Origin of the sequence: Methylocella tundrae, from assembly GCF_901905185.1 — a bacterium.
Taxonomy (GTDB): domain Bacteria; phylum Pseudomonadota; class Alphaproteobacteria; order Rhizobiales; family Beijerinckiaceae; genus Methylocapsa; species Methylocapsa tundrae.
The window spans coordinates 166669-185556 of the sequence record NZ_CABFMQ020000098.1; the positions used below are offsets into that span (position 1 = coordinate 166669).

Consider the following 18888-nt stretch of genomic DNA (forward strand, 5'->3'; position numbering starts at 1 on the left):
TGGTTCAATCACGCCAGCCGGACTTAACTGACGGCCAGCATGCGCTCGACGGCGACGCGCGCGCGGGCGGCGATCGCGGGATCGATGCGCACCTCATGATGCATTGTCTCAAGGGCGCGTCTGATGTTGCCGAGCGTGATCTTCTTCATGTGCGGACAGAGATTGCACGGGCGCACGAACTCGAGCTCGGGATATTGCACGGCGACATTGTCGCTCATCGAACATTCGGTGAGCAGCACCAGCCGCGCCGGACGATGCCGCGCCACATAGGCCTGCATCGCCGCTGTCGAGCCGGAAAAATCGGCTTCCGCCACGACTTCCGGCGGACATTCGGGGTGCGCCAGAACGACGACGCCCGGATAGTCTTCACGCAGTTCGCGCACCTCGGCGGCGGTGAACAGCTCATGCACTTCGCAGTGGCCTGACCAGTTGATGATCTTGACCTTCGTCTGTGCGGCGATATTGCGCGCAAGGAATTCGTCCGGCAGCATGATGACGCGATCGACGCCGAGCGATTCGACAACAGCCTTGGCGTTGCCCGACGTGCAGCAGATATCCGATTCCGCCTTCACCGCCGCCGACGTGTTGACATAAGTCACCACCGGGACGCCGGGATAAGTCCGGCGCAGCCGCCGCACATCCTCAGGCGTGATCGACTCGGCCAACGAGCAGCCGGCTCCCAGATCGGGGATCAGCACCGTCTTGTCCGGATTGAGCAGTTTCGCCGTCTCCGCCATGAAATGGACGCCGGCCAGAACAATCACATCGGCGTCGACATTCATGGCTTCACGCGCGAGGGCGAGGCTGTCGCCGACGATGTCCGAGACGCAGTGAAAGATCTCAGGCGTCTGATAATTATGCGCGAGCACCACCGCGTTGCGGGTGCGCTTCAACGTCATGATGGCGTCAATGTCGGCTGCGTAAATAGGCCATTCGATCGCCGGGATCGCGTGGCTTACCTTGGCGTAGAGATCGCGCGCATGAGGCGCGACGGCCCGGCGCGCGCGCTGAGGCTCCTCGCCGCGATTGTCGACACGCAAAACTTCCGACGGCAGAGCCATGGACTTATACTCCCTCTGAGCATTATTGGTCCATATGCTGGGGATGAGTATAAGATTTGTCAAGCCTTCGCGATCGGCAACTTGGTGCCGACGATGGCGCGCTCCGTGAAAACGGCGCGACGGAAGCAGAAGAGTTTGGCGGGCCGCCCCCCTGTATCCTGGCTAGTTTCCCCGGTTTCTTCGACGAGTTCCTGCTGTTCGATCAGGCGGCGAAAATTTTGTTTGTGCAGCAATCGTCCAGCTAAAGCTTCAACGCAGCGCTGCAACTGCAAGAGCGTAAAAGTCTCGGGCATCAACTCGAAAACAACGGGGTGATACTTGATCTTTGCGCGGAGCCTTGCGATCCCGGTCGCAAGGATGCGACGATGATCGAGGATCATCGAGCGCCCGCCCTCCGGCGGCGTGATCGGGCTCCCGCGCCGCGCTTCGGCGATGAGCCCGGCCTCGAAGAGAAGCTCGTACCGCTGCAGGACGAGTTCCTCGTTCCAGGCGCGGCCATCGAGGCCAAAGGTGATCGTCGCACGCTGAAGCCGCTCCTGCCGCAGTTCGGACTCCTCCGCGGAGTCGATCCAGGAGCGCAGGCGCGGCGCCAGCGTCGTTTCGATCATGGCGGGGGCTCCGACGCGATGATCCTCCCAGGGAAAATAGGAATACCAGCTGCCCCAGCTCGCTTCATATTCGCCGGAGGCGGGCTGTTCACGGGTAAGGCCAAGGTAGCTGATCGAGATGATCTGCTGCTCGGCGCCAGCGCGATCCTTGTCCGCGAAAGTGTAAAGCTGCTCGACATAGCCGAGCGGCAGGCGGGTCTGGCGTTCGACCCAGGCGCGAAGGCCAGATTGAAGCGAGCGATGCGCGATCTGGAAAGGACCCGAAGGCAGGGCCCGCTGATCCTGGATCGTCAAAACGCGCGGGTCGCCGCAGGTGACCGCGACGAGCACCGCGATGAGATCGGCGGCGATGCCCTTCCCCTCCGCGACGGGAATCGCGGACGAACTGGCGCGCGCCTGCGCCCCGACGATATCTCGCTCCTGAAACGATGCCATGACTTATGCGCTCTGAACAGGCCCCGATGACGCGCTTATATCTAATCTTTGTCGGGGACGAGCGCCATCCATCGGCGACCCTCGGTCATCCTATGTCGAGATCGATCGCCGAGACGACATGACGCGGCCATCGCCAGGGCGCGACGAAAACAGCGTCGCCGCGCAGGGTCAAAGCGGCGGCGAAAGAGTTGGACGCCAGCCAGACTCTCGCGGCGCGCGAAATGCGGCGGCGTTTCTCGGCGGAAATCGCCGCCCGCGCTTCGTCGAGGGTCGGTCTGACCTTCACTTCGACAAAGGCGATGGTGTCGCCGCGCCGGGCAATAATGTCGATCTCTCCGCCGTGAACGCGATAGCGGCAGGCGAGGATCGCGTAGAATTTGAACCGCAAGGCCGCGATGGCGACGCGCTCGGCCGTCAGCCCCTGCCAAAGCGCGGCGCGCCGATCATCCGCGCTGCGCAAGGATTTTCCTGTCGCGTGTCAAGGATCACTCTCTCACGACGGACGAGCCCGTCAGTTCAATGGCTCTGGCGTAAATTTTCCGGCGCGGCTGGCCTGTCGCGGCCGAAACGATCGCCGCGGCGTCCTTGACCGAAAGCGTCTCCAGCGCCTTCGTCAATTTGGCGTCGATTTCTTCCTGGCTGTCGGTCAGCGCCTGCTCCCCGGGCGGCCCGACCAGCACGACGATTTCGCCTTTTGGCGGCGCCTCGGCGGCGAGCGCTGCCGCGAGCTCCGGCAAGGGCGCGCGCCGGACGGTCTCATAATACTTGGTGAGTTCGCGCGCCAACGCCGCATCGCGCGGGCCAAGCACGGCCGCGAGATCGGCGAGCATCTCGGCAACCCGTCGCGGCGACTCGAAAAACACGAGCGTGCCGGGAATGTTCGCAAGCTCGGCGATCCGCTGGCGGCGGGGGCCGGATTTCGGCGGCAAAAATCCTTCGAAAAAGAAACGATCGGTCGGCAGGCCCGCCACCACCAAAGCGGCCAGAACGGCCGACGCGCCCGGCACGGAGATCACTTCGATATTTTGCGCCAAAGCGTCCGACACGAGCTTGAAGCCGGGATCGGAGACGAGCGGCGTGCCGGCGTCCGACACCAGCGCCAGCGCCGCGCCGCTCGCAAGACGGGCCAGAAGATGCGGTCGCATAACCGCGGCGTTGTGCTCATGATAGGCGACAAGAGGCGTCGCTATCCCGTAATGCGCCAGCAGCGTCTTCGTCACGCGGGTATCTTCCGCGATGACCGCGTCCGCGGCGGCGAGCGTCGCCAGCGCACGGAACGATATGTCGCCGAGATTGCCGATCGGCGTCGCAACGACATGCAGGCCTTTGCGGATCGGCTCAGCCTCCGCCCGGAGGCCAAAAGCGGTAAAGGCGGCCGACGAGCCGCCGTCGCTCTCACGGCCGGCCTTGCCTTTCGCCTCGCCTCGGCTTTCGTCCAGATCGCGACCGTTCCGCCGCTCACTCGTGCTCATGGTCCGCTCCGCCCTGGTTTCCCGGCCGGTCTCCGGGCCCGCGGGTTGAACGCTCCCGCAGCCCGTTCGATAAATCATCCGCTCGTTCTATTTATAGAACTCGCCGCGCGATTCTGCAAGAAAGAGCGGTGCATGTACGGTTTCTATTGCCCAAGCTTCAATTTTGTGACTGAAACTGCCGGTAAGTTTCATGGTAACACGGTCGCAGCCTTGTGGATTGGCTCAAATGCGCGTAGCGCCGCACGGCCGCGCACGGGATGTGTTGGACGCATGATCTTGGCCGAGGGCTCGACTGTTATTGAAGATCAGGCTGGAAAGCGCCGACGCGGCGTTCGGAGACCGCATCGATGAGAGCTCTTTTCCGCGCAGGCGGCCCGGCGGCGGCGCTGATGAAATCATTCTGCGCCCTATCGTTTGCTTTATCGCTGACGGCTTGCGGGTCCTCCAACGGCCCATTCGTGCGCCCGCCCGCCGATTCGATCGCGGGTGGACAGAAGAACAGCCCCGCGGCCGCAGGAGCGCCCGCCGAGCATATCGGCTCGGGTCCGGTCAAGGTCGCCCTGGTGCTGCCGCTGACGCAGGCTTCCGGCGCTCCCAGCGTCGTCGGCGCGTCTTTGCGCAACGCCGCCGAAATGGCTCTGACCGAGGCGGGGAGCAATGATCTTACCTTGATCGTCAAGGACGATCATTCGACGCCGGATGGCGCGCGCATCGCGGCGCAAGAGGCGTTGGCCGAAGGCGCCGATTTGATCATCGGCCCGCTCTTTGCCCCAAGCGTGCGCGAAGTCGGCCGCCTGGCGCACGGGGCCGACAAATCAGTGATCGCCTTTTCGACCGACGCATCGACCGGCGGCAAGGGCGTCTATCTATTGTCTTTCCTTGTCGAATCCTATGTCAACCGGATCATTGATTTCGCCGCGTCCAAGGGCAAAAAATCGATGGCTGCTCTGATCCCAGAGAATGACTACGGCCGCGTCGCCGAAGCCGCCTTCCAGCAGGCGGCCGCACGCGACAATGTTCGCGTCATGACGATCGAGCATTATCAGCCACAGACGCTGGCGGCCGCCGCGCAGAAAATCGCGGCGCTCGGCGATCAGATCGACGCGCTTTTCATTCCCGAACAAGCCGACGCCATGCCGGCCGTCTCCACGGCTCTGACGACGGCTGGCCTCAGCGCCAAAAAAGTGCAGATTCTCGGAACGGGACTGTGGAACGACGCCCGGGTTCTGAAACTTCCCGCCCTGCAAGGCGCCTGGTTCTCCGCCCCTGAAAACGGCGGCTACAACGCATTTTCGGCGCGCTACCACGCCAAATATGGCTCCGATCCGACACGGATCGCAACGCTCAGCTATGACGCGGTGTCACTCGCCGCCGCGCTCGCGCATACACAAGGCTCGCAACGCTATTCGGAAAATGTGCTGACCAACCGCTCAGGCTTCAACGGCGCCGACGGCGTCTTCCGCTTTCTTCCCGATGGCGCAAATGAGCGCGGCCTATCGGTGCTTGAGATCAACGATGGAATCGCGACGCCGATCAGCCCGGCGCCGCATTCCTTCGCGGGAGCTTCGTGAGGCGGCGATCCAATACGGTCGCCGCGCGCCTTAATGTATGAGGAACATCAGGGCGAAAGAGATGATGACGAGCGCCAGACCCCCGAACAGGACATAATGCATTGGCGCCCTGTTGGTGCCCTGCCGCGCCTCCGTCTTGTTCCTTACAATGGGAGTCTCGGCGTCCCTGGCGTAGGTATGCTGATCCATCGCAAAGCTCCTCTGATGGTCCGGCGATCCGGCGAATATGCTTACGCCGCCGCCTGATTGATGGATTGCCGCGCGAGTTGCGTCAGCAGTTCGTCCGTTTTCTTTTCCTCGGCCAGCGTCTCGCTCAAAAGTCGGCTCGCCTCTTTCATGCCAAGCTGGTTGGCCCAGGCGATGAGCGCGCCATACCGCGCGATTTCGTAATGTTCGACGGTCTGCGCCGACGCCACAATGCCAGCGTCGCAAACGCTCGAATCGTCAATTTCCTCCATCGTCTCTTTGGCCTCGGCAAGAATTCCGTCCATCGCTTCGCACCGAACCGACCGCGCCGCAACGCCGCAGCTCTCGAAAATCTTTTCGATTCGTTCGATCTGTTGCTCGGTTTCCTCGCGGTGCTTTTCAAACGCTTTCTTCAGCTCCGGCGCGGCGGCTCCCTTGGCCATTTTCGGCAGCGATTTATAGATCTGCTTTTCAGCGTAGTAGATATCCTTGAGCGTATGCAGAAAGAGATCGTTCATCGACTTTACGGCCATGCTTCATTCTCCCATATCGATCGGCGCGGCGAAGGCGCTGTGAGCCAAAGGAAGTCTTGAGAGCGGATAAGGTTCATTTCGACGGCGCCGCGCCGGCAATTTTTTCCCTTCGGCGACGGCTCGCGAGCGCGCGCTCGCCGGAAGTCATGTCGCGCCGCCCGATATCCAGCCGGGTCTTGCGGGTCCCGCCCGCGCTCGAACAAGCGCCGGAACCCGCCTTCGCGGAGCGCGTTCGCGGTCGAACCTCCTTCTTCCCCCTTCGCTAAAAGGAGAGATTTTTGACCCATCGCGTGGATCTCGAAGCCCAGCAAGTTCCCAAACCTCCGGCTCCTCCGCAGCCAGCGCCGGCCCCAGACATTTCGCCCGGCAATTTTCCGCCGTCCCCAGGTCCTGATATCCCAGCCCCCGACCCGCCGCCCCTCCCGGTCGAAAATCCCGGCGATACGCCGCTGCCGCCAGTGATTGATCCGGATGCGCCGGACCCGGCTGATCCGCGCACACCGCCGACCCGCGCGCTCATGTGAATGGCCCGCGACGAGCGTCATCATTCTCGGCGACAAGTATAGCTAAGGAACCAATACAACAGCGTGTGAGTTGATTTTCCAGTTGCTCAGTCGCGATCCTGCAAAAGGAGCGTCTCATGTCTCTTACGACAATCCTTCTCATAATCCTTGTTTTGATACTCCTCGGCGCCCTTCCCTCGTGGCCGTACAGCCGCAGTTGGGGTTATGGCCCTTCCGGGATTGTTGGAGTTCTTCTGGTCGTGCTCGTCATTGTGTTGCTGACACGCGGCGGCATTTAGCGCAGACTTGGGGTGGTCTGATTTGGTCCAGAGCCGCATTCTTGAAGGCGCCTTGGGTCGCTGGATAAATTGGAAAGTCGTAGTCAACCCTCGCTTGAGCAGCCGCGTTCTGTCACACATTCGGAGTTAATATGACTGACACCAAAATCCTTGACGAAGCATCGCAAAATCTGAGCGCCGATCTCGCCGCCTTGCGCGACGACATCACAAAGCTTACGGCGTCGGTGACAAAATTGGTCAAAGCCGAGGCTTCGGCTACATCCGATTCGGTCTATGGCGCTGTCGACGCCGCGCGACAAAAGCTGTCCGACAGCGCGTCCGACGCCAAGCATCGGCTCGCTGGCGCAAGCTCGGATCTCGAAGCCACCATCGAGCGCAATCCCCTGATCGCGGTTCTCATCGCTCTGGCAACAGGTCTGATTATCGGATTGCTGAGCCGCGCACGCAAATGAACCCATTGATCAAGCGGCTGGCGCATGAGGCGGTCGCTCCGCTGGAGGAGATGCTTGCGCGGCTGATCCGGACGGCCGCCCTCATCGCCATGGCGACGGGCTGCGCCATCGCAGCCTCGGTGTTTCTGACGGTTGATCTCTTTCTCTATCTACAAGGATTATGGGGCTCGCTGGCGGCCGCCTCGTGCGTCGCGGCGCTCTATCTCGTCGGCGCTATCATATTTCTCGTGCTGGCGCTGCGACGTCCTTCGCCCGCTCCATCCGCAAGTGCGCCTTCCGCGACCATCGCGAGCGCCCCCCCTGTCATGGCGGCGGCGTCCGTCGGAGCCCAAGCGGCGCCGCCATCCCCGCCCAATGCGGCATTCGCCGCCAACATCGACGCCGCCGTGGCTCCGGTGCTCGGCGTATTGCGCGAGGCCGGTCTTGAAAAGGAGGTTATCGCCATCGAGGCGGGGGCCGAAGTCGTCAAGCAATTGAACCCATTTTCACTTGTCGCTTTCGCCGTCGGCGCCGGCGTGTTCCTCGGACGAACGCTCGGCACGAAACGAACGCTGTTTTGAACATCGAGGATTGAAAGAAAAAGGATCGATTCGGCTTGCGCCGAATCAATCCTGGAGCTTTCCGCAGCGCGCTTAAACGAGCGCGCTTTTTGATTCCGGCTCGTCTTTGCGATGCGATTTGCGATCGAAAAACAGCGCCTGGCTGATAACGGCTTTGAGGCTGTCGACGCCGAACGGCTTGGTGATGAGGAAGGCCGGCTCCGGCGGCGCGCCGGTCAGGAATCTCTCGGGATAAGCAGTAATGAAAATCACCGGCACTGAGAAGGAGCCGAGGATTTCATTGACCGCCTCAAGGCCCGAACTGCCGTCGGCGAGTTGAATGTCCGCGAGGATCAGTCCGGGACGTTCCTTATTGACGGCTTCGACCGCTTCGCGGTGAGTCCGCGCCACGGCGATGACCCTGTGGCCCTGCTCCTCCACCAAAGTCTGCAAGTCGAGCGCGATGAAAGGCTCATCCTCGATGATCACGACGTCGGTGCGAATCTGATTGGCGATCTCCTTGCCGGCGGCGTCGATCAAAGCAGCGGCTTCGTCGATCGAACAGACGAGGGTCGCCGCGACTTCTGCGGTATTAAATCCTTCGAGCGAACTTAGGAGGAATGCAATGCGCGGACGTAATGTAATGGCCTCCAGATTGCGATGAGCGCCGACTTCGTCTCCAGAGAAGCCGATGTCGTCGACGTGATCATTAACGGAGACGGAGCTCCACACCTTCAGGAAAAGCCTGTACAGCGCAGTGCGGACGTCAGGCTCTTTCTCAAATGCCGAGGGATCCGCAACAATTGCCTCGAGAGTCGCAAGCACATAAGCATCTCCGCCAGCTTGTGATCCCGTCAGAGCGCGAGAAAATCTGCGCAGATAAGGGATATGCGAGGAGATAGCCTGAGATATCGACATCAATTAAGCCCCTATGGACATCTGCGCCGCTTGAAGCGGCTTCTTCACAAAAATCCCAAGTCTCAGAAAAGGTTCCCCGATCCCGGAACTTTGTGCGGCGCGAAGCGTTCGAACACCGGGGCTTGGCAGGTTAACAGGATTTGCGGCTTCGGAATTGATTTAGCAAGACATCAGACAAAAATACGGCCATGAAGATTGCATCGTAATCGCCGAATGTCGGCAATATAAAGGCCGCCTGAGGGGAAATGATGAGCAACGGTGAAAACCGCAGCAAAGGTGACCCGGTGACGAAAATAACGAAGTCGCGCGCAGGAATCATGAAGGGGGCGGCAATTCGTGAGAATGACGACTCCGAATCGGAAGATGATATGTTCAGATTCAACCATTGTGCAGAAGGAAATGTCGTTTCCGCGCCACGGTCGAGAAAGCCTTCCGCCAAACCGGACATCGCTGATCAGATCGGGCTCGGATTGCGCAGCGTTTATAATGACGTCCTGTCGCAGCCGGTCCCTGACCGGTTTTTCGATCTTTTAAAGCAGCTCGAGCGCGCTCCCGGCGCACAGTTGAAGAAGGATGCTCCGTGACAGTTGAGGAGAAGGACCTTCTCGAAGACGACGATGCGGCGGATGCTCCCGTCGATCATGTAGCGAGCGCTCAAATGACGGCCGACATTCTCGCCGTCATTCCCAATTTGCGCGCCTTCGCAGTGTCCTTATGCGGCAATCTCGATCGCGCCGACGACCTTGTGCAGGAAACGCTCGTAAAGGCCTGGAGCAAGCTCGGCTCTTTCGTCGAGGGCACCAACCTGCGGGCCTGGCTCTTCACCATCCTGCGCAACATCTATTATTCCGAATATCGCAAGCGGCGCAGGGAAGTCGCTGATTCGGACGGCGCGATTGCCGGAAAGCTCGCGACAGCGCCAGCGCAGAACAGCCACATGGACATGCTGGACTTCCGCGAGGCCTTGCAACAGCTTCCGACGGACCAGCGCGAAGCCTTGATACTTATCGGCGGCTCCGGCCTCTCCTATGAAGAAGCCGCGGGCGTGTGCGGCTGCGCCGTCGGCACGATGAAGAGCCGCGTCAACAGAGCCCGCAGCCGCCTCGCTGATCTTCTGTCGATCAGCTCCAGTAGCGAGTTCGGAGATGACGGTGATTGGCAGGCGGTCGATCCCATTCTCGTTGGCCAGCGTTATTCGCGCGGCGGCGGCGATTGAGATGCCGCGCAGCCGGCGCGGCGAGCCGGCTGCGCCGACGATCTCTCGCCTCATGGGCTGAACCCAACCTCGGCGAATTTGTGAAAGATTCGCTTTGATGCTGACAGCCTCCGCGCGGCGACATGCCGCTAATCCTCGCCGGACATGATGGCTGACATCGTCGAGAGCCAATTCATGATATGTATCTGAATTTCGTGGAAGATTGCGTGAAGCCAGCGCGACTATGTTTCCCTCTGTCACGAACTCGCGAGTGACAGAAAAACGCCGAAAAGACGATTGAGGGGAAACATGCCTAAGCTTGCAACGTTATGGCTGTCTGCGCGCGCATGCGCAGCGAGAGCAAGATCTTCTGCGAAAACTGGAATGGCGCTGGGGTTGGTGGTCGCTGCGGGGGCGCTGATGGCGCCGATGCAGGCTGACGCCAAGAACCCGCTACGCGTCGACACTAAGGAAGGCCCCGTTCGCGGCTTTCTCAAGAACGGCGTAGCCGAATTCCTTGGCATTCCCTACGCCGAACCGCCGGTCGGCGATCTACGCTGGATGCCGCCGAAAAAGCACGCACACTGGTCCAATGTTTTGAAGGCCACCGCCTTTGGACCGCAGTGCGCCCAGATTGTCACGCTCGGCTTGTTCGCCGGGCCGCCGAACAACAATGAGGACTGCCTGTATCTCAACGTTTACTCGCCGAACGTCGATCCCGCTGCGAGAGAAAAGCTTCCGGTGATTGTCTGGATCCACGGCGGCGGCAATGTTGACGGCGCGAGCGACGGCTATGACGGCTCCAAGCTCGCGGCGGATGGCCACACGGTCGTCGTCACCATCAACTACCGGCTCAGCTTGCTTGGCTGGATCGCGCATCCGGCGTTGGACGCTGAGGGCCATCCCTTCGGCAATTACGGCCTGTTGGACCAGCAGATGGCGCTCAAATGGGTGAGGCACAACATCGCCGAATTCGGCGGCGATAAAAACAATGTCACGCTCGGCGGCCAGTCTGCGGGCTCCCTCGACACGCAAGCCAATATGGTGTCGCCGCTCGCCGCGGGGCTGTTCCATCGGGCGATCTGGGAAAGCGGCGTCCAGGAGCCGGCGCCGTTGGCATTCGCTGAAGCGCATGGAACAGCCTTCGCCGTTGCGGCCGGCTGCGGGTCGGGGGCGGACGCCGCCACCGCCAAATGTTTGCGCAGCCTAACTGTGGCGCAGATCATGAACCTGAGCGTCAGCGGACCTTACAGCACGACTAACGGCGTGATAGCGGACGGCCAGATCTTGCCAGCGAACGGGATTAAGGCCGCCTTCAAGAATGGTCAATTTAACCATGTGCCCGTCATCAGCGGCTCAACGCACGACGAAGGCAACTTCGGCTTGGCGATCACGGAATATGGCGAGAATCCTCGAGTGCCATTTACGGAGGCGGACTTCGTAAATCTGGTCAAGAGCACCTATACCGGCAACTCCGGGCCCGCTGGCTCGCCTCCGCCCTATCCGGCCGGCGTCGTCGACAAGGTTCTCGCTCACTATCCCCTTTACGCTTACCCGACGCCACAATTGGCGATGGATGCGGTCTCGACGCAAGGGAGCGTGTTCTTCCCTTGCACGACGCGGCAAATCCTTAAATCAATCGCCAATCAAGTGCCTGTCTACGCCTATGAGTTTGATGACCAAACAGCTCCGTTCTACTTCCCCAAGATGCCGGGCTTCCAGCCACTCGCTTATCACACCTCCGACATTCAATATCTATTTCCTCTGTGGCACGGCGGCGCGGACGGCATTCCTCATCCTCTGAACAAGATGCAACAGGCCCTCTCGGATCAGCTTGTCACAGCCTGGACGAACTTTGCCTGGACCGGGAATCCGAACGGACAAGGAAACAGCCCGTGGCCGCGTTATCGGGTCCAGCCCAATAAAGCTTATTATCTTTCGGAGAACATCCCAGTCCTCTCGACCATGTCGGACGCCGAATACGCAGCCGCCAACAAGTGCGATTTCTGGGACACCATACTGAAGTAGCGCCGTGAGCCTGGGCCAGGTTCACGAATGCAACCATGTCGTACGAGAGCGTTAAAGCCTGCTGCGGCCGGACATCACAATATCGACTACAGCCTTGGACGGCGACGTGCGACCGAGGCTGTAGTCAAAACGACGTTCAAGCGACTCTCACCCCCAAATCCGTGGCTAACGGACAGGCCAGAGCTCCACCTCCAGGCATGGGCTTTCGATGGCTGTCAGGTCCACCAGGGGTCAAGCCTCGCTTCAGTTTGGCAGCCAGCCGGCAAAGACGGCGACCAAAAGGAAAATTCCGATCAGCGCGCGATAGGCGACGAAGGGCCACGCCGAAAACCGCTCGAGGATGCGCAGGAGCCCCCAGATTGCGCCGAAGGCGGAGATCGAGGCGATGACCAGCCCAAATGCCAGGATCGACCAGCCATGCGCGTCGAGATGGGCTTTGTGAAGCGCCCAGAGTTCATGGAGACCCGCGGCGGCGATCGCTGGAATGCCGAGCAGGAATGAAAAGCGCGCCGCCTCGTCCCGTTTGAAATCCCGGAACAGAGCGGCTGTCAGGGTCGAGCCGGAGCGCGACACGCCGGGGATAAGCGCTCCGACCTGCGCGACGCCGACGACAAGGGCGTCGGTGAGCGTCGCGTGCTCGACGGTCCGCTTTGGTCTCGAGTAGAGCTCGGCAAGCGCCAGCAGCACCGCCATGACGACGCATGACAAACCGATGACGGTCAGACTGCGCAATGGAGAGCCGCAGGCGTTAAGGATCGGCGCCAGCAAGACGCCGGCAATGACGATCGGGATCGTCGCCAGAATGATCCAGGCGGCAAAGCGAAAATTCCAGTCGGAGAAATCGCGCCGCAGCGCCGCCCCGACCGAACCGAAGACGAGACCGCGAACATCGCTCCAGAAATAGCTGATCACGGCGGCGAGCGCCGCGATCTGCATCGCCGCGGAAAACGCCGAGCCCGGATCCCGCCAGCCCAAAAGCGCCGGAACGATTCGCATATGGGCCGTCGAGGAGATCGGTAAAAGCTCGGTAATGCCTTGAACGACGCCAAGAACGCCGACTTTGGCGTATCCAAGGGCGACGAAGCCAGTATCGAGCCCTTCAGTGCAGGCAGATGCCATCTTTGGTATCCCCGAGGTTTGCGTGGCGCGATCGAACGCGGATCACGTCCGCTTCCGTTTTTCCAGTTTCCGCGAAGAAGATCAATGCAGAGCTAATGGCGGTGGCGGCTTTGCGGCAAAACGGAGAATTTTAGCAAAAACGGCATCGAGGCTGGCTCAAAGGCGCAAGTTGCGGCAAAACTGGTCAGGCCGCGCTTTGCCTTGGGGATCATGGCGAAAGCGGGAAACGCTCCGGCGCATGGGTAGACAGTTTGATGCGCAAAATCTCCATTCGGCGGCGCAGAAATCCGGCGATCAACCCGTCATGGCGGCCCCCCCATCTGGGACGTTTGGCCGCGGCCCTGCTGACGCTGAGCTTTTCGCCGGCGCATTGCGGCGTCCGGCTGCTCAGTCCAGGCGACGCGATGCTCCCGCTCAACGCTTTTCCGCAGATGATGGAAGCCTCGCCCGACGCCGGCAAAGCGCCGAAGCTTGATCGCATCCGGGTCGCTCTCTCCGCCGGCGACGCCAGCCTGCTCGCGGGGTTGAAGCCGCAGGCGGCGCCTTTCGACATCGTCGCGCCGTCGGAGGGCCCAGACCTCATTTTTGATCCGGGCTCGCGCGAGGCGATCTCTAAAGGCGAGATCATCGCCTATGACGTCGGCGCGGATGATTTGCCCGACGTGATCGATCGAATGGCTCTCGCAGACGGTCTTGCAAAGCTCGCGGCGGCGCGGCCGCAATCGATCCGGCTCTCCCCCGGCGGGACAGTCCGACGCAAGGGCGACAAAGTCGAAGTCGAACTCGGCGATATGCTCCACCGGGCGCTCGTTCTTTTCACCGTCAGCGGCGATGGCGTCGTGCAGGCGCTGTACCCGATTGGCGCTGATGCGCGCATCATTACAACGCCGACATTCGCCTGGACCTTTCAGGTGCGTGAGCCGTTCGGAACCGACCTCATCGTCGCCATCACCGCCTCCCAGGCGCTGGACGCGCTCGATCGCGGGGTCGAGGAGCTCAGTCATTACCGCAGCGCAGGTGAAGTCCTGAAGATGATCGCCCTCACCGCGCCGCCCGACGCGCGCATCGGCGTCGCAGCGCTGCTCAGCGAACCCTAATCATCAAAGCGCTCAGGCTGTTTCTCCGGCTGTTTCTCGCCGGCCCGCATCAAGGCGGCGTTCAATTCGCCGCCGAAGATGAATATTGCGGCGAGCATATAAAGAAAGACCAGCGCGATCATCACCGAGGCGAGGCCGGCGTAGGTCGTCACGTAATTGCGCGCGAATTCCGCGAGATAGGAGCCAAAGATCGCTCCGACAATGACCCAAAGGCCAAAGGTAAACACGATGCCGGGTATGATATCGAGCAGCTTGCGGCGTCCGGCCGGCAGAAATTTGTGCACGATGACAAGCGCCAGCAGCAAGACAAGCGTCGCGATGCCGAAGCGGCTCAGAGTGACAAACCTGTCGAGCGGCTCGATATGGGGCGCAAAACGCAGGGCGATGTTCCAGGTCAGAGGGGCGAAAACGACAAGCAGCGTCAGCGTCAGCAGCGCAACGGCGCCGACCAGCACGTAAGCGATGGATTCGAGGCGCAAGACATACCAGGGCCGCATCTCCTTGACGTCATAGGCGCGGTTCAATCCGATCCGCAGCGCCTCGACGCCGCTCGATGAAAAATAGATCGACAGAACGACGCCAAGCGTCAGCAAGCCGCCGCGCGCCTGTGTCAACACATTGTGAACTTCGCTCGCAAGGGGCTTTGCGACCTGTTCGGGCCAGGTTTGAAAAAGAATCTGCACCGCTTCGCTGGCGAGGCTTTCGGAGCCGAGGAAGCCGGCGAGCGCGGTGACGAAAATCAGAAACGGGAACATCGAGGTCAGGATCGACAGAGCGATATGGCTCGAAATCGCCCAGCCGTCATCCTGCAGGAAGCGCGTGACGGCGTCATAGACGATGTGAAAGGCTGAACGCATTTTGCTGAAAGTCCCGTTGCCTCAAAGCGTCATCCAGCGAAAGAGCGCCCCGCGCCACGTCGAAACGCGCGGCGCAGCAGGCATGACGCAAAGGAAGCCGCGCCTTTTGTTGCCCCTTCCACGGCAGAGCGCCACAAACCTTGTTGCAAGCATGGCCTCGGCTCTTGAACTGCGCGCGTCAAACGTTCTATGTTCGTTCCTGTTCCAGGCGCGAATCGGTCAGCACCCTTCATGGACCGCCTTGTCTTAACCCTCAATGGCGCGCCGATCGCGGTTTCGCATTTGCTGCTGGCCGCGGCGGCGCTTGCGCTTGGTCTACTCGTTTTCATGGCGGCAAGCGCCAGCCGGGCGGCGCATCAGCGCAGACTCGAGGCTGCGAGCGCGGCCGAGCGTCAGCGCGAGATGGAGCGCGTCATGGCGATCCTCGCGCGGCAGAATGCGGAGCTGTCAGGCCGCGTGCGCAGCGTCGCCGAAACGCTCGGATCGCGCCAGTCGGACCTTGCGCGATTTGTCGCGGAGCGCCTCGACGCGGTCGGCGCGCGCGTCGGCGCCGGGGTTGAAGCATCCGGCAAAACCGCTGGCGAGCAGCTGGCGAAACTGAACGAGCGGCTGGCGGTCATCGACGCCGCGCAGGCGCGGCTGACGGGACTGACGCAGGAAGTCGTCGGCCTCAAGGACATCCTCGCCAACAAGCAGGCGCGCGGCGCCTTCGGACAGGGCCGTCTCGAGACGATCGTCAAGGACGCCTTGCCTCAGTCGGCCTACGCCTTCCAGCACACCCTCTCCAACCGGATGCGCCCTGATTGCGTCATCCGGCTGCCGGGCGATTCGCGCCTGATGGTGATCGACGCGAAATTCCCGCTCGAGGCATTTACCGCGCTCAAGGCGGCGGCCGACGCGGAAGCGCGCAAATATGCGGCGGCGCGGGTGCGCGCGGACGTCGGAAAACATATCAAGGATATCGCCGAGCGCTATTTCCTGCCTGACGAAACCCAGGACATCGCGCTTTTGTTCGTGCCGGCGGAATCACTTTATGCCGACATCAACGAGCATTTCGACGACATCGTTCAAAAGGCCCACCGCAACCGCATCATCATCGTCTCGCCCTCGCTCCTGATGATGGCGGTGCAGGTCATGCAGGCGATCGTGCGCGACGAGAGAGTGCGCGAACAGACGCATATCATTCAGGCGGAGGTGCGCCGTCTCGTCGACGACGTCGCAAAGCTGCGCGCCCGCGCGACAAAGCTCGGCGCACATTTTCAGAACGCTCAGGAGGATGTGGCGGGACTTCTCGCCGCCGCCGACAGGATCGCCAAATGCGGCGAGCGCATCGATCAGATGGACTTTGCCGAGGCGGCGGACATCACTGGCGTCGAAAAGCTCAAAGCCGCCGAATAACGCATGGCCGCCAAGCTTGAAAGCCTGGCGAACAGCATCCTGGACCGAGCATGCTCCGGGTTACTTCGCCTTGGGCTGCCAGAAGCCGAGCGTCGCGCCCGTCGGATCTGTGATGATTGCGAGCGAGCCCGCGTCCATGACCTCCATCACCTCATGGCAGATCGTCGCGCCGAGCGATTTCGCCTTGGCCGTCGCCGCTACAACGTCATCGACCAGCACATAGGGCATCCAGGCTGACTGCATGCCGGGCCTTGGCGCTTTCATCATGCCGCCGCCCGTCCCCTCGCCGACCTTAATCATCGTATAGGTCATTCCGGGTCCGATTTCCTGATCCGTCAGCTCCCAATCGAACAGGCCCTGATAGAAAGTCTTGGCTTTATCAATATCGGTCGTCGTCAGTTCGATGTGCACGAAAGGATTGGCCATGTTTCCTCCTTGACGTTATCGATCCCGGGTTCTTGTCGCGTCCTGGTCTCTTCTCCACGCGCTGCGCCTCTGGAGGAGGCTTCGGCATAAAGAAAGCACCGGGCAAACGCGAACCGAAGCAAAAAGTCACAGGAGAGGTTCTTATGCCCGGAGCCGAAGCCGCATGACGTCGATAAAGCCCAGGCGACCGCACGATCAAGGCGCGGCGGCTTATTACGCAATTCTCATCACCGCGACATTTCTGATGGCCTCGAGCTTCATCGCCGGCAAAATCCTGCTCGCGGACGGCGTTCCGGCTTTTCTCCTTGTCGGCTGGCGTTTCGTGCTCGCGGCGCTGGCCGCGGCGGCTGTTTTGCGCAGCCGCACGGATCATTTTTTCGCCGCTCTCTTTCCGTCCCGGTTTGGTTTTTCCGATTGGGCCACCGTCGCCGCGATCGGCATTCTGCAGACGGCGCTCGCCATGGGTCTCTTGTTCTGGGCAATGGAGACGATTTCCCCGCCGAGCGCCGCGATACTGCTGTTCACAAATCCTTTATGGGTCGCACTGATCGGCCATGCCGCTCTCGACGAAAAACTGTCCCGCCTGAAAGTAATGGGACTGGCTCTGGGGATCGCCGGCGTCGGCTTTGCGCTGGGCGGCGCGTTCAGCCTCAACGCTGACGCCATCGGAGGCGAATTGCTGGCTCTCCTCGCCGCCCTTTCATGGACGGCGTCGACAATCGTCAACAGGCGCGCGCGGCTGCCAATCGATACATGGGCGCTGACTTTCTGGCAGATGCTGGCTGGGGCGCTGGCGTTGCTGTGCGTCGCTTATGCGCGCGGCGAACATTGGCCGGCGCATCTATCCGTCGCGGCCTGGGGCTGGTTTTTCTGGCTCGCCATTCCCGGATCAACGGTCTCCTTCGGGCTCTGGTTTCTGGCTTTGAAGCGCGGCGGAGCGACTCGCTCCAGCTCCTACCTGTTCCTTGCGCCGCTCTTTACCGTCATGCTCTCGACCATCGTGCTGCAGACAAGCATAACCGCCGCGCAGGCCCTTGGCGGCGCGCTGGTGGGCTTGAGCCTTTGGCTCGTCAATCGGACGCCGCGCAAAGAGGCGAAAGAACTTAGCGCGGCGCGCGGCTGAACAAAATCGCATTCTGCTCTAAAGTCTTCGTTCTGACGCATGACGCTGGTCCGAAAAGTCTGCAACTTTTCGGCGTCGCGCTTTAAAAATCCGTGCGCGCGCGGATCGCCGCGGCGAGCGTGCCTTCATCGAGGTAATCGAGCTCGCCGCCGACCGGAACGCCATGCGCGAGGCGCGTCGTCTTGACATTGAAATGCGCCAGCAGGTCGGTGATGTAATGCGCGGTCGTCTGCCCGTCCACCGTGGCGTTGACGGCAAGAATCACCTCGCGGATTTCGCCCCGCGCCACACGTTCGGCAAGGCTCGCGAGGTTCAAATCCTTTGGTCCGACCCCATCGAGCGGCGACAAGGTTCCGCCAAGCACATGATAGCACGCGCGCAAGGCCGCGGCTCGCTCCAGCGCCCAGAGATCGGCGACCGTCTCGACGACGACCAGCGTCGCGGGATCGCGCCGCTCATCCCGGCAGATCGTGCAGGGATCTAGCGTATCGACATTGCCGCACACCGAGCAGGTGACGATTTTTTCCCGCGCCACCTGCATCGCCTCCGTAAGCGGCGCAAACAGCTCCTCGCGTTTGCGGATCAGATGCAGCGCGGCGCGGCGCGCGGAGCGCGGCCCCAGCCCCGGCAAGCGCGCGAGCAACTGGATCAGCCGCTCGATTTCAGGCCCCGAAACGCGTTCTCCCACTACGGCGCCGCCCCTAAAAAGGCAGTTTCATGCCAGGCGGCAGAGACAGTCCGGCGGTCATGCCCTGCATCTTCTCTTCCATCAGGCGCTCGGCCTTTTTGCGCGCGTCCTCATGCGCGGTGATAATGAGGTCTTCGAGGATCTGTTTCTCCTCCGCTTTCATCAGCTGGTCATCGATGGCGACGTTCCTCAGCTGTCCCTTGGCGCTGAGCGTGACGCGGACCATGCCTCCGCCCGATTGTCCTTCGACCTCGAGACGCTCCATCTCGGCCTGCATTTCCTGGATTTTCTCCTGCATGGCCTGGGCCTGCTTCATCAATCCCAACATGTCGCGCATTATTGAACCTCTTTCTTGATCGGCGGCTGATGGATGCTTTGAA

The 18888-nt window shown here is 61.4% G+C and carries 23 protein-coding genes; 11 read left to right on the forward strand and 12 right to left on the reverse strand.

Features of this window, described 5'->3' with window-relative positions; translation table 11 throughout:
- Window positions 1-23 precede the first annotated feature (23 nt).
- The 4 genes from nadA to rsmI all read right to left on the reverse strand — a co-directional run bounded on the left by nadA (window position 24) and on the right by rsmI (window position 3576).
- Window positions 24-1061: a quinolinate synthase NadA gene (nadA, locus tag MPC4_RS15745; protein ID WP_174513337.1), complete on the reverse strand. Its 1038-nt coding sequence runs from the start codon at window positions 1059-1061 to the stop codon at window positions 24-26.
- 59 nt (window positions 1062-1120) lie between these two features.
- Complete coding sequence (locus MPC4_RS15750) at window positions 1121-2104, reverse strand: NUDIX hydrolase (RefSeq protein ID WP_166795840.1); 984 nt, start codon at window positions 2102-2104, stop codon at window positions 1121-1123.
- An 85-nt stretch (window positions 2105-2189) separates the two neighbouring features.
- Entirely contained in the window at window positions 2190-2564 is a 375-nt protein-coding gene (locus tag MPC4_RS15755; protein WP_134486391.1) for a YraN family protein, read from the reverse strand.
- Window positions 2565-2589: 25 nt separating this feature from the next.
- Window positions 2590-3576 carry a 16S rRNA (cytidine(1402)-2'-O)-methyltransferase gene (gene rsmI, locus MPC4_RS15760; RefSeq protein WP_174513338.1) on the reverse strand — a complete coding sequence of 329 codons (987 nt, stop codon included), beginning with the start codon at window positions 3574-3576 and terminating at the stop codon, window positions 2590-2592.
- A gap of 347 nt (window positions 3577-3923) precedes the next feature.
- On the opposite strand from rsmI, the gene MPC4_RS15765 reads away from it, so the two are divergent.
- A complete protein-coding gene (locus MPC4_RS15765) occupies window positions 3924-5147 on the forward strand; it encodes a penicillin-binding protein activator (RefSeq protein WP_174513339.1) in 1224 nt (407 codons plus the stop codon).
- Window positions 5148-5177: 30 nt separating this feature from the next.
- On the opposite strand, the gene MPC4_RS15770 is transcribed toward MPC4_RS15765, so the two are convergent.
- Both MPC4_RS15770 and MPC4_RS15775 read right to left on the reverse strand, forming a co-directional pair.
- The gene (locus MPC4_RS15770; RefSeq protein ID WP_174513340.1) at window positions 5178-5336 is read right to left on the reverse strand and encodes a hypothetical protein; all 159 of its coding nucleotides are present in this window, start codon (window positions 5334-5336) and stop codon (window positions 5178-5180) included.
- Window positions 5337-5377: 41 nt separating this feature from the next.
- A complete protein-coding gene (locus MPC4_RS15775) occupies window positions 5378-5866 on the reverse strand; it encodes a YciE/YciF ferroxidase family protein (protein ID WP_174513341.1) in 489 nt (162 codons plus the stop codon).
- Between the two features lie 278 nt (window positions 5867-6144).
- Between MPC4_RS15775 and MPC4_RS15780 the strand changes: the two genes are divergently transcribed.
- From MPC4_RS15780 to MPC4_RS15795, 4 genes are all read left to right on the forward strand, one after another.
- Window positions 6145-6390 carry a hypothetical protein gene (locus tag MPC4_RS15780; protein ID WP_210253667.1) on the forward strand — a complete coding sequence of 82 codons (246 nt, stop codon included), beginning with the start codon at window positions 6145-6147 and terminating at the stop codon, window positions 6388-6390.
- 116 nt (window positions 6391-6506) lie between these two features.
- Window positions 6507-6668, forward strand: coding sequence for a DUF3309 family protein (locus MPC4_RS15785; protein ID WP_134486387.1), 162 nt, complete (start codon window positions 6507-6509; stop codon window positions 6666-6668).
- A gap of 131 nt (window positions 6669-6799) precedes the next feature.
- Window positions 6800-7120 (forward strand): ElaB/YgaM/YqjD family protein, encoded by a 321-nt coding sequence (locus MPC4_RS15790; RefSeq protein WP_174513342.1) that lies wholly within the window; start codon window positions 6800-6802, stop codon window positions 7118-7120.
- Window positions 7117-7680, forward strand: a complete 564-nt coding sequence (locus MPC4_RS15795) for a phage holin family protein (protein WP_174513343.1) — start codon at window positions 7117-7119, stop codon at window positions 7678-7680. The genes MPC4_RS15790 and MPC4_RS15795 overlap by 4 nt, the downstream gene beginning before the upstream one ends.
- 72 nt (window positions 7681-7752) lie before the next feature.
- Here the strand turns inward: MPC4_RS15795 and MPC4_RS15800 are convergent, their stop codons facing one another.
- On the reverse strand, window positions 7753-8577 hold the full coding sequence (locus tag MPC4_RS15800; RefSeq protein WP_174513344.1) for a response regulator: 825 nt from the start codon (window positions 8575-8577) through the stop codon (window positions 7753-7755).
- 248 nt (window positions 8578-8825) lie between these two features.
- On the opposite strand from MPC4_RS15800, the gene MPC4_RS21345 reads away from it, so the two are divergent.
- From MPC4_RS21345 to MPC4_RS15815, 3 genes are all read left to right on the forward strand, one after another.
- On the forward strand, window positions 8826-9161 hold the full coding sequence (locus MPC4_RS21345) for a NepR family anti-sigma factor (protein WP_134486379.1): 336 nt from the start codon (window positions 8826-8828) through the stop codon (window positions 9159-9161).
- Window positions 9162-9235: 74 nt separating this feature from the next.
- Window positions 9236-9793, forward strand: a complete 558-nt coding sequence (locus MPC4_RS15810) for a sigma-70 family RNA polymerase sigma factor (RefSeq protein ID WP_134492249.1) — start codon at window positions 9236-9238, stop codon at window positions 9791-9793.
- Window positions 9794-10156: 363 nt separating this feature from the next.
- On the forward strand, window positions 10157-11800 hold the full coding sequence (locus MPC4_RS15815) for a carboxylesterase/lipase family protein (protein ID WP_244629056.1): 1644 nt from the start codon (window positions 10157-10159) through the stop codon (window positions 11798-11800).
- 243 nt (window positions 11801-12043) lie between these two features.
- Here MPC4_RS15815 and MPC4_RS15820 read toward each other — a convergent pair whose 3' ends face one another.
- Window positions 12044-12919, reverse strand: a complete 876-nt coding sequence (locus tag MPC4_RS15820; protein ID WP_174513346.1) for an undecaprenyl-diphosphate phosphatase — start codon at window positions 12917-12919, stop codon at window positions 12044-12046.
- A 254-nt stretch (window positions 12920-13173) separates the two neighbouring features.
- Between MPC4_RS15820 and MPC4_RS15825 the strand changes: the two genes are divergently transcribed.
- Window positions 13174-14016, forward strand: a complete 843-nt coding sequence (locus tag MPC4_RS15825; RefSeq protein ID WP_174513347.1) for a hypothetical protein — start codon at window positions 13174-13176, stop codon at window positions 14014-14016.
- Here the strand turns inward: MPC4_RS15825 and MPC4_RS15830 are convergent.
- Window positions 14013-14873 carry a YihY/virulence factor BrkB family protein gene (locus MPC4_RS15830; protein WP_174513348.1) on the reverse strand — a complete coding sequence of 287 codons (861 nt, stop codon included), beginning with the start codon at window positions 14871-14873 and terminating at the stop codon, window positions 14013-14015. The two genes, MPC4_RS15825 and MPC4_RS15830, sit on opposite strands and share 4 nt — an antisense overlap.
- Before the next feature lie 231 nt (window positions 14874-15104).
- On the opposite strand from MPC4_RS15830, the gene MPC4_RS15835 reads away from it, so the two are divergent.
- Window positions 15105-16271, forward strand: coding sequence for a DNA recombination protein RmuC (locus MPC4_RS15835; protein ID WP_174513349.1), 1167 nt, complete (start codon window positions 15105-15107; stop codon window positions 16269-16271).
- 60 nt (window positions 16272-16331) lie between these two features.
- On the opposite strand, the gene MPC4_RS15840 is transcribed toward MPC4_RS15835, so the two are convergent.
- Entirely contained in the window at window positions 16332-16697 is a 366-nt protein-coding gene (locus MPC4_RS15840; RefSeq protein ID WP_174513350.1) for a VOC family protein, read from the reverse strand.
- Between the two features lie 163 nt (window positions 16698-16860).
- Here MPC4_RS15840 and MPC4_RS15845 point away from each other — a divergent pair, with 163 nt between their 5' ends.
- On the forward strand, window positions 16861-17820 hold the full coding sequence (locus MPC4_RS15845) for a DMT family transporter (RefSeq protein ID WP_174513351.1): 960 nt from the start codon (window positions 16861-16863) through the stop codon (window positions 17818-17820).
- Between the two features lie 82 nt (window positions 17821-17902).
- Here the strand turns inward: MPC4_RS15845 and recR are convergent, their stop codons facing one another.
- A complete protein-coding gene (recR, locus tag MPC4_RS15850; RefSeq protein ID WP_174513352.1) occupies window positions 17903-18508 on the reverse strand; it encodes a recombination mediator RecR in 606 nt (201 codons plus the stop codon).
- Window positions 18509-18521: 13 nt separating this feature from the next.
- Window positions 18522-18845, reverse strand: a complete 324-nt coding sequence (locus tag MPC4_RS15855; protein ID WP_134486361.1) for a YbaB/EbfC family nucleoid-associated protein — start codon at window positions 18843-18845, stop codon at window positions 18522-18524.
- Window positions 18846-18888: the final 43 nt, after the last annotated feature.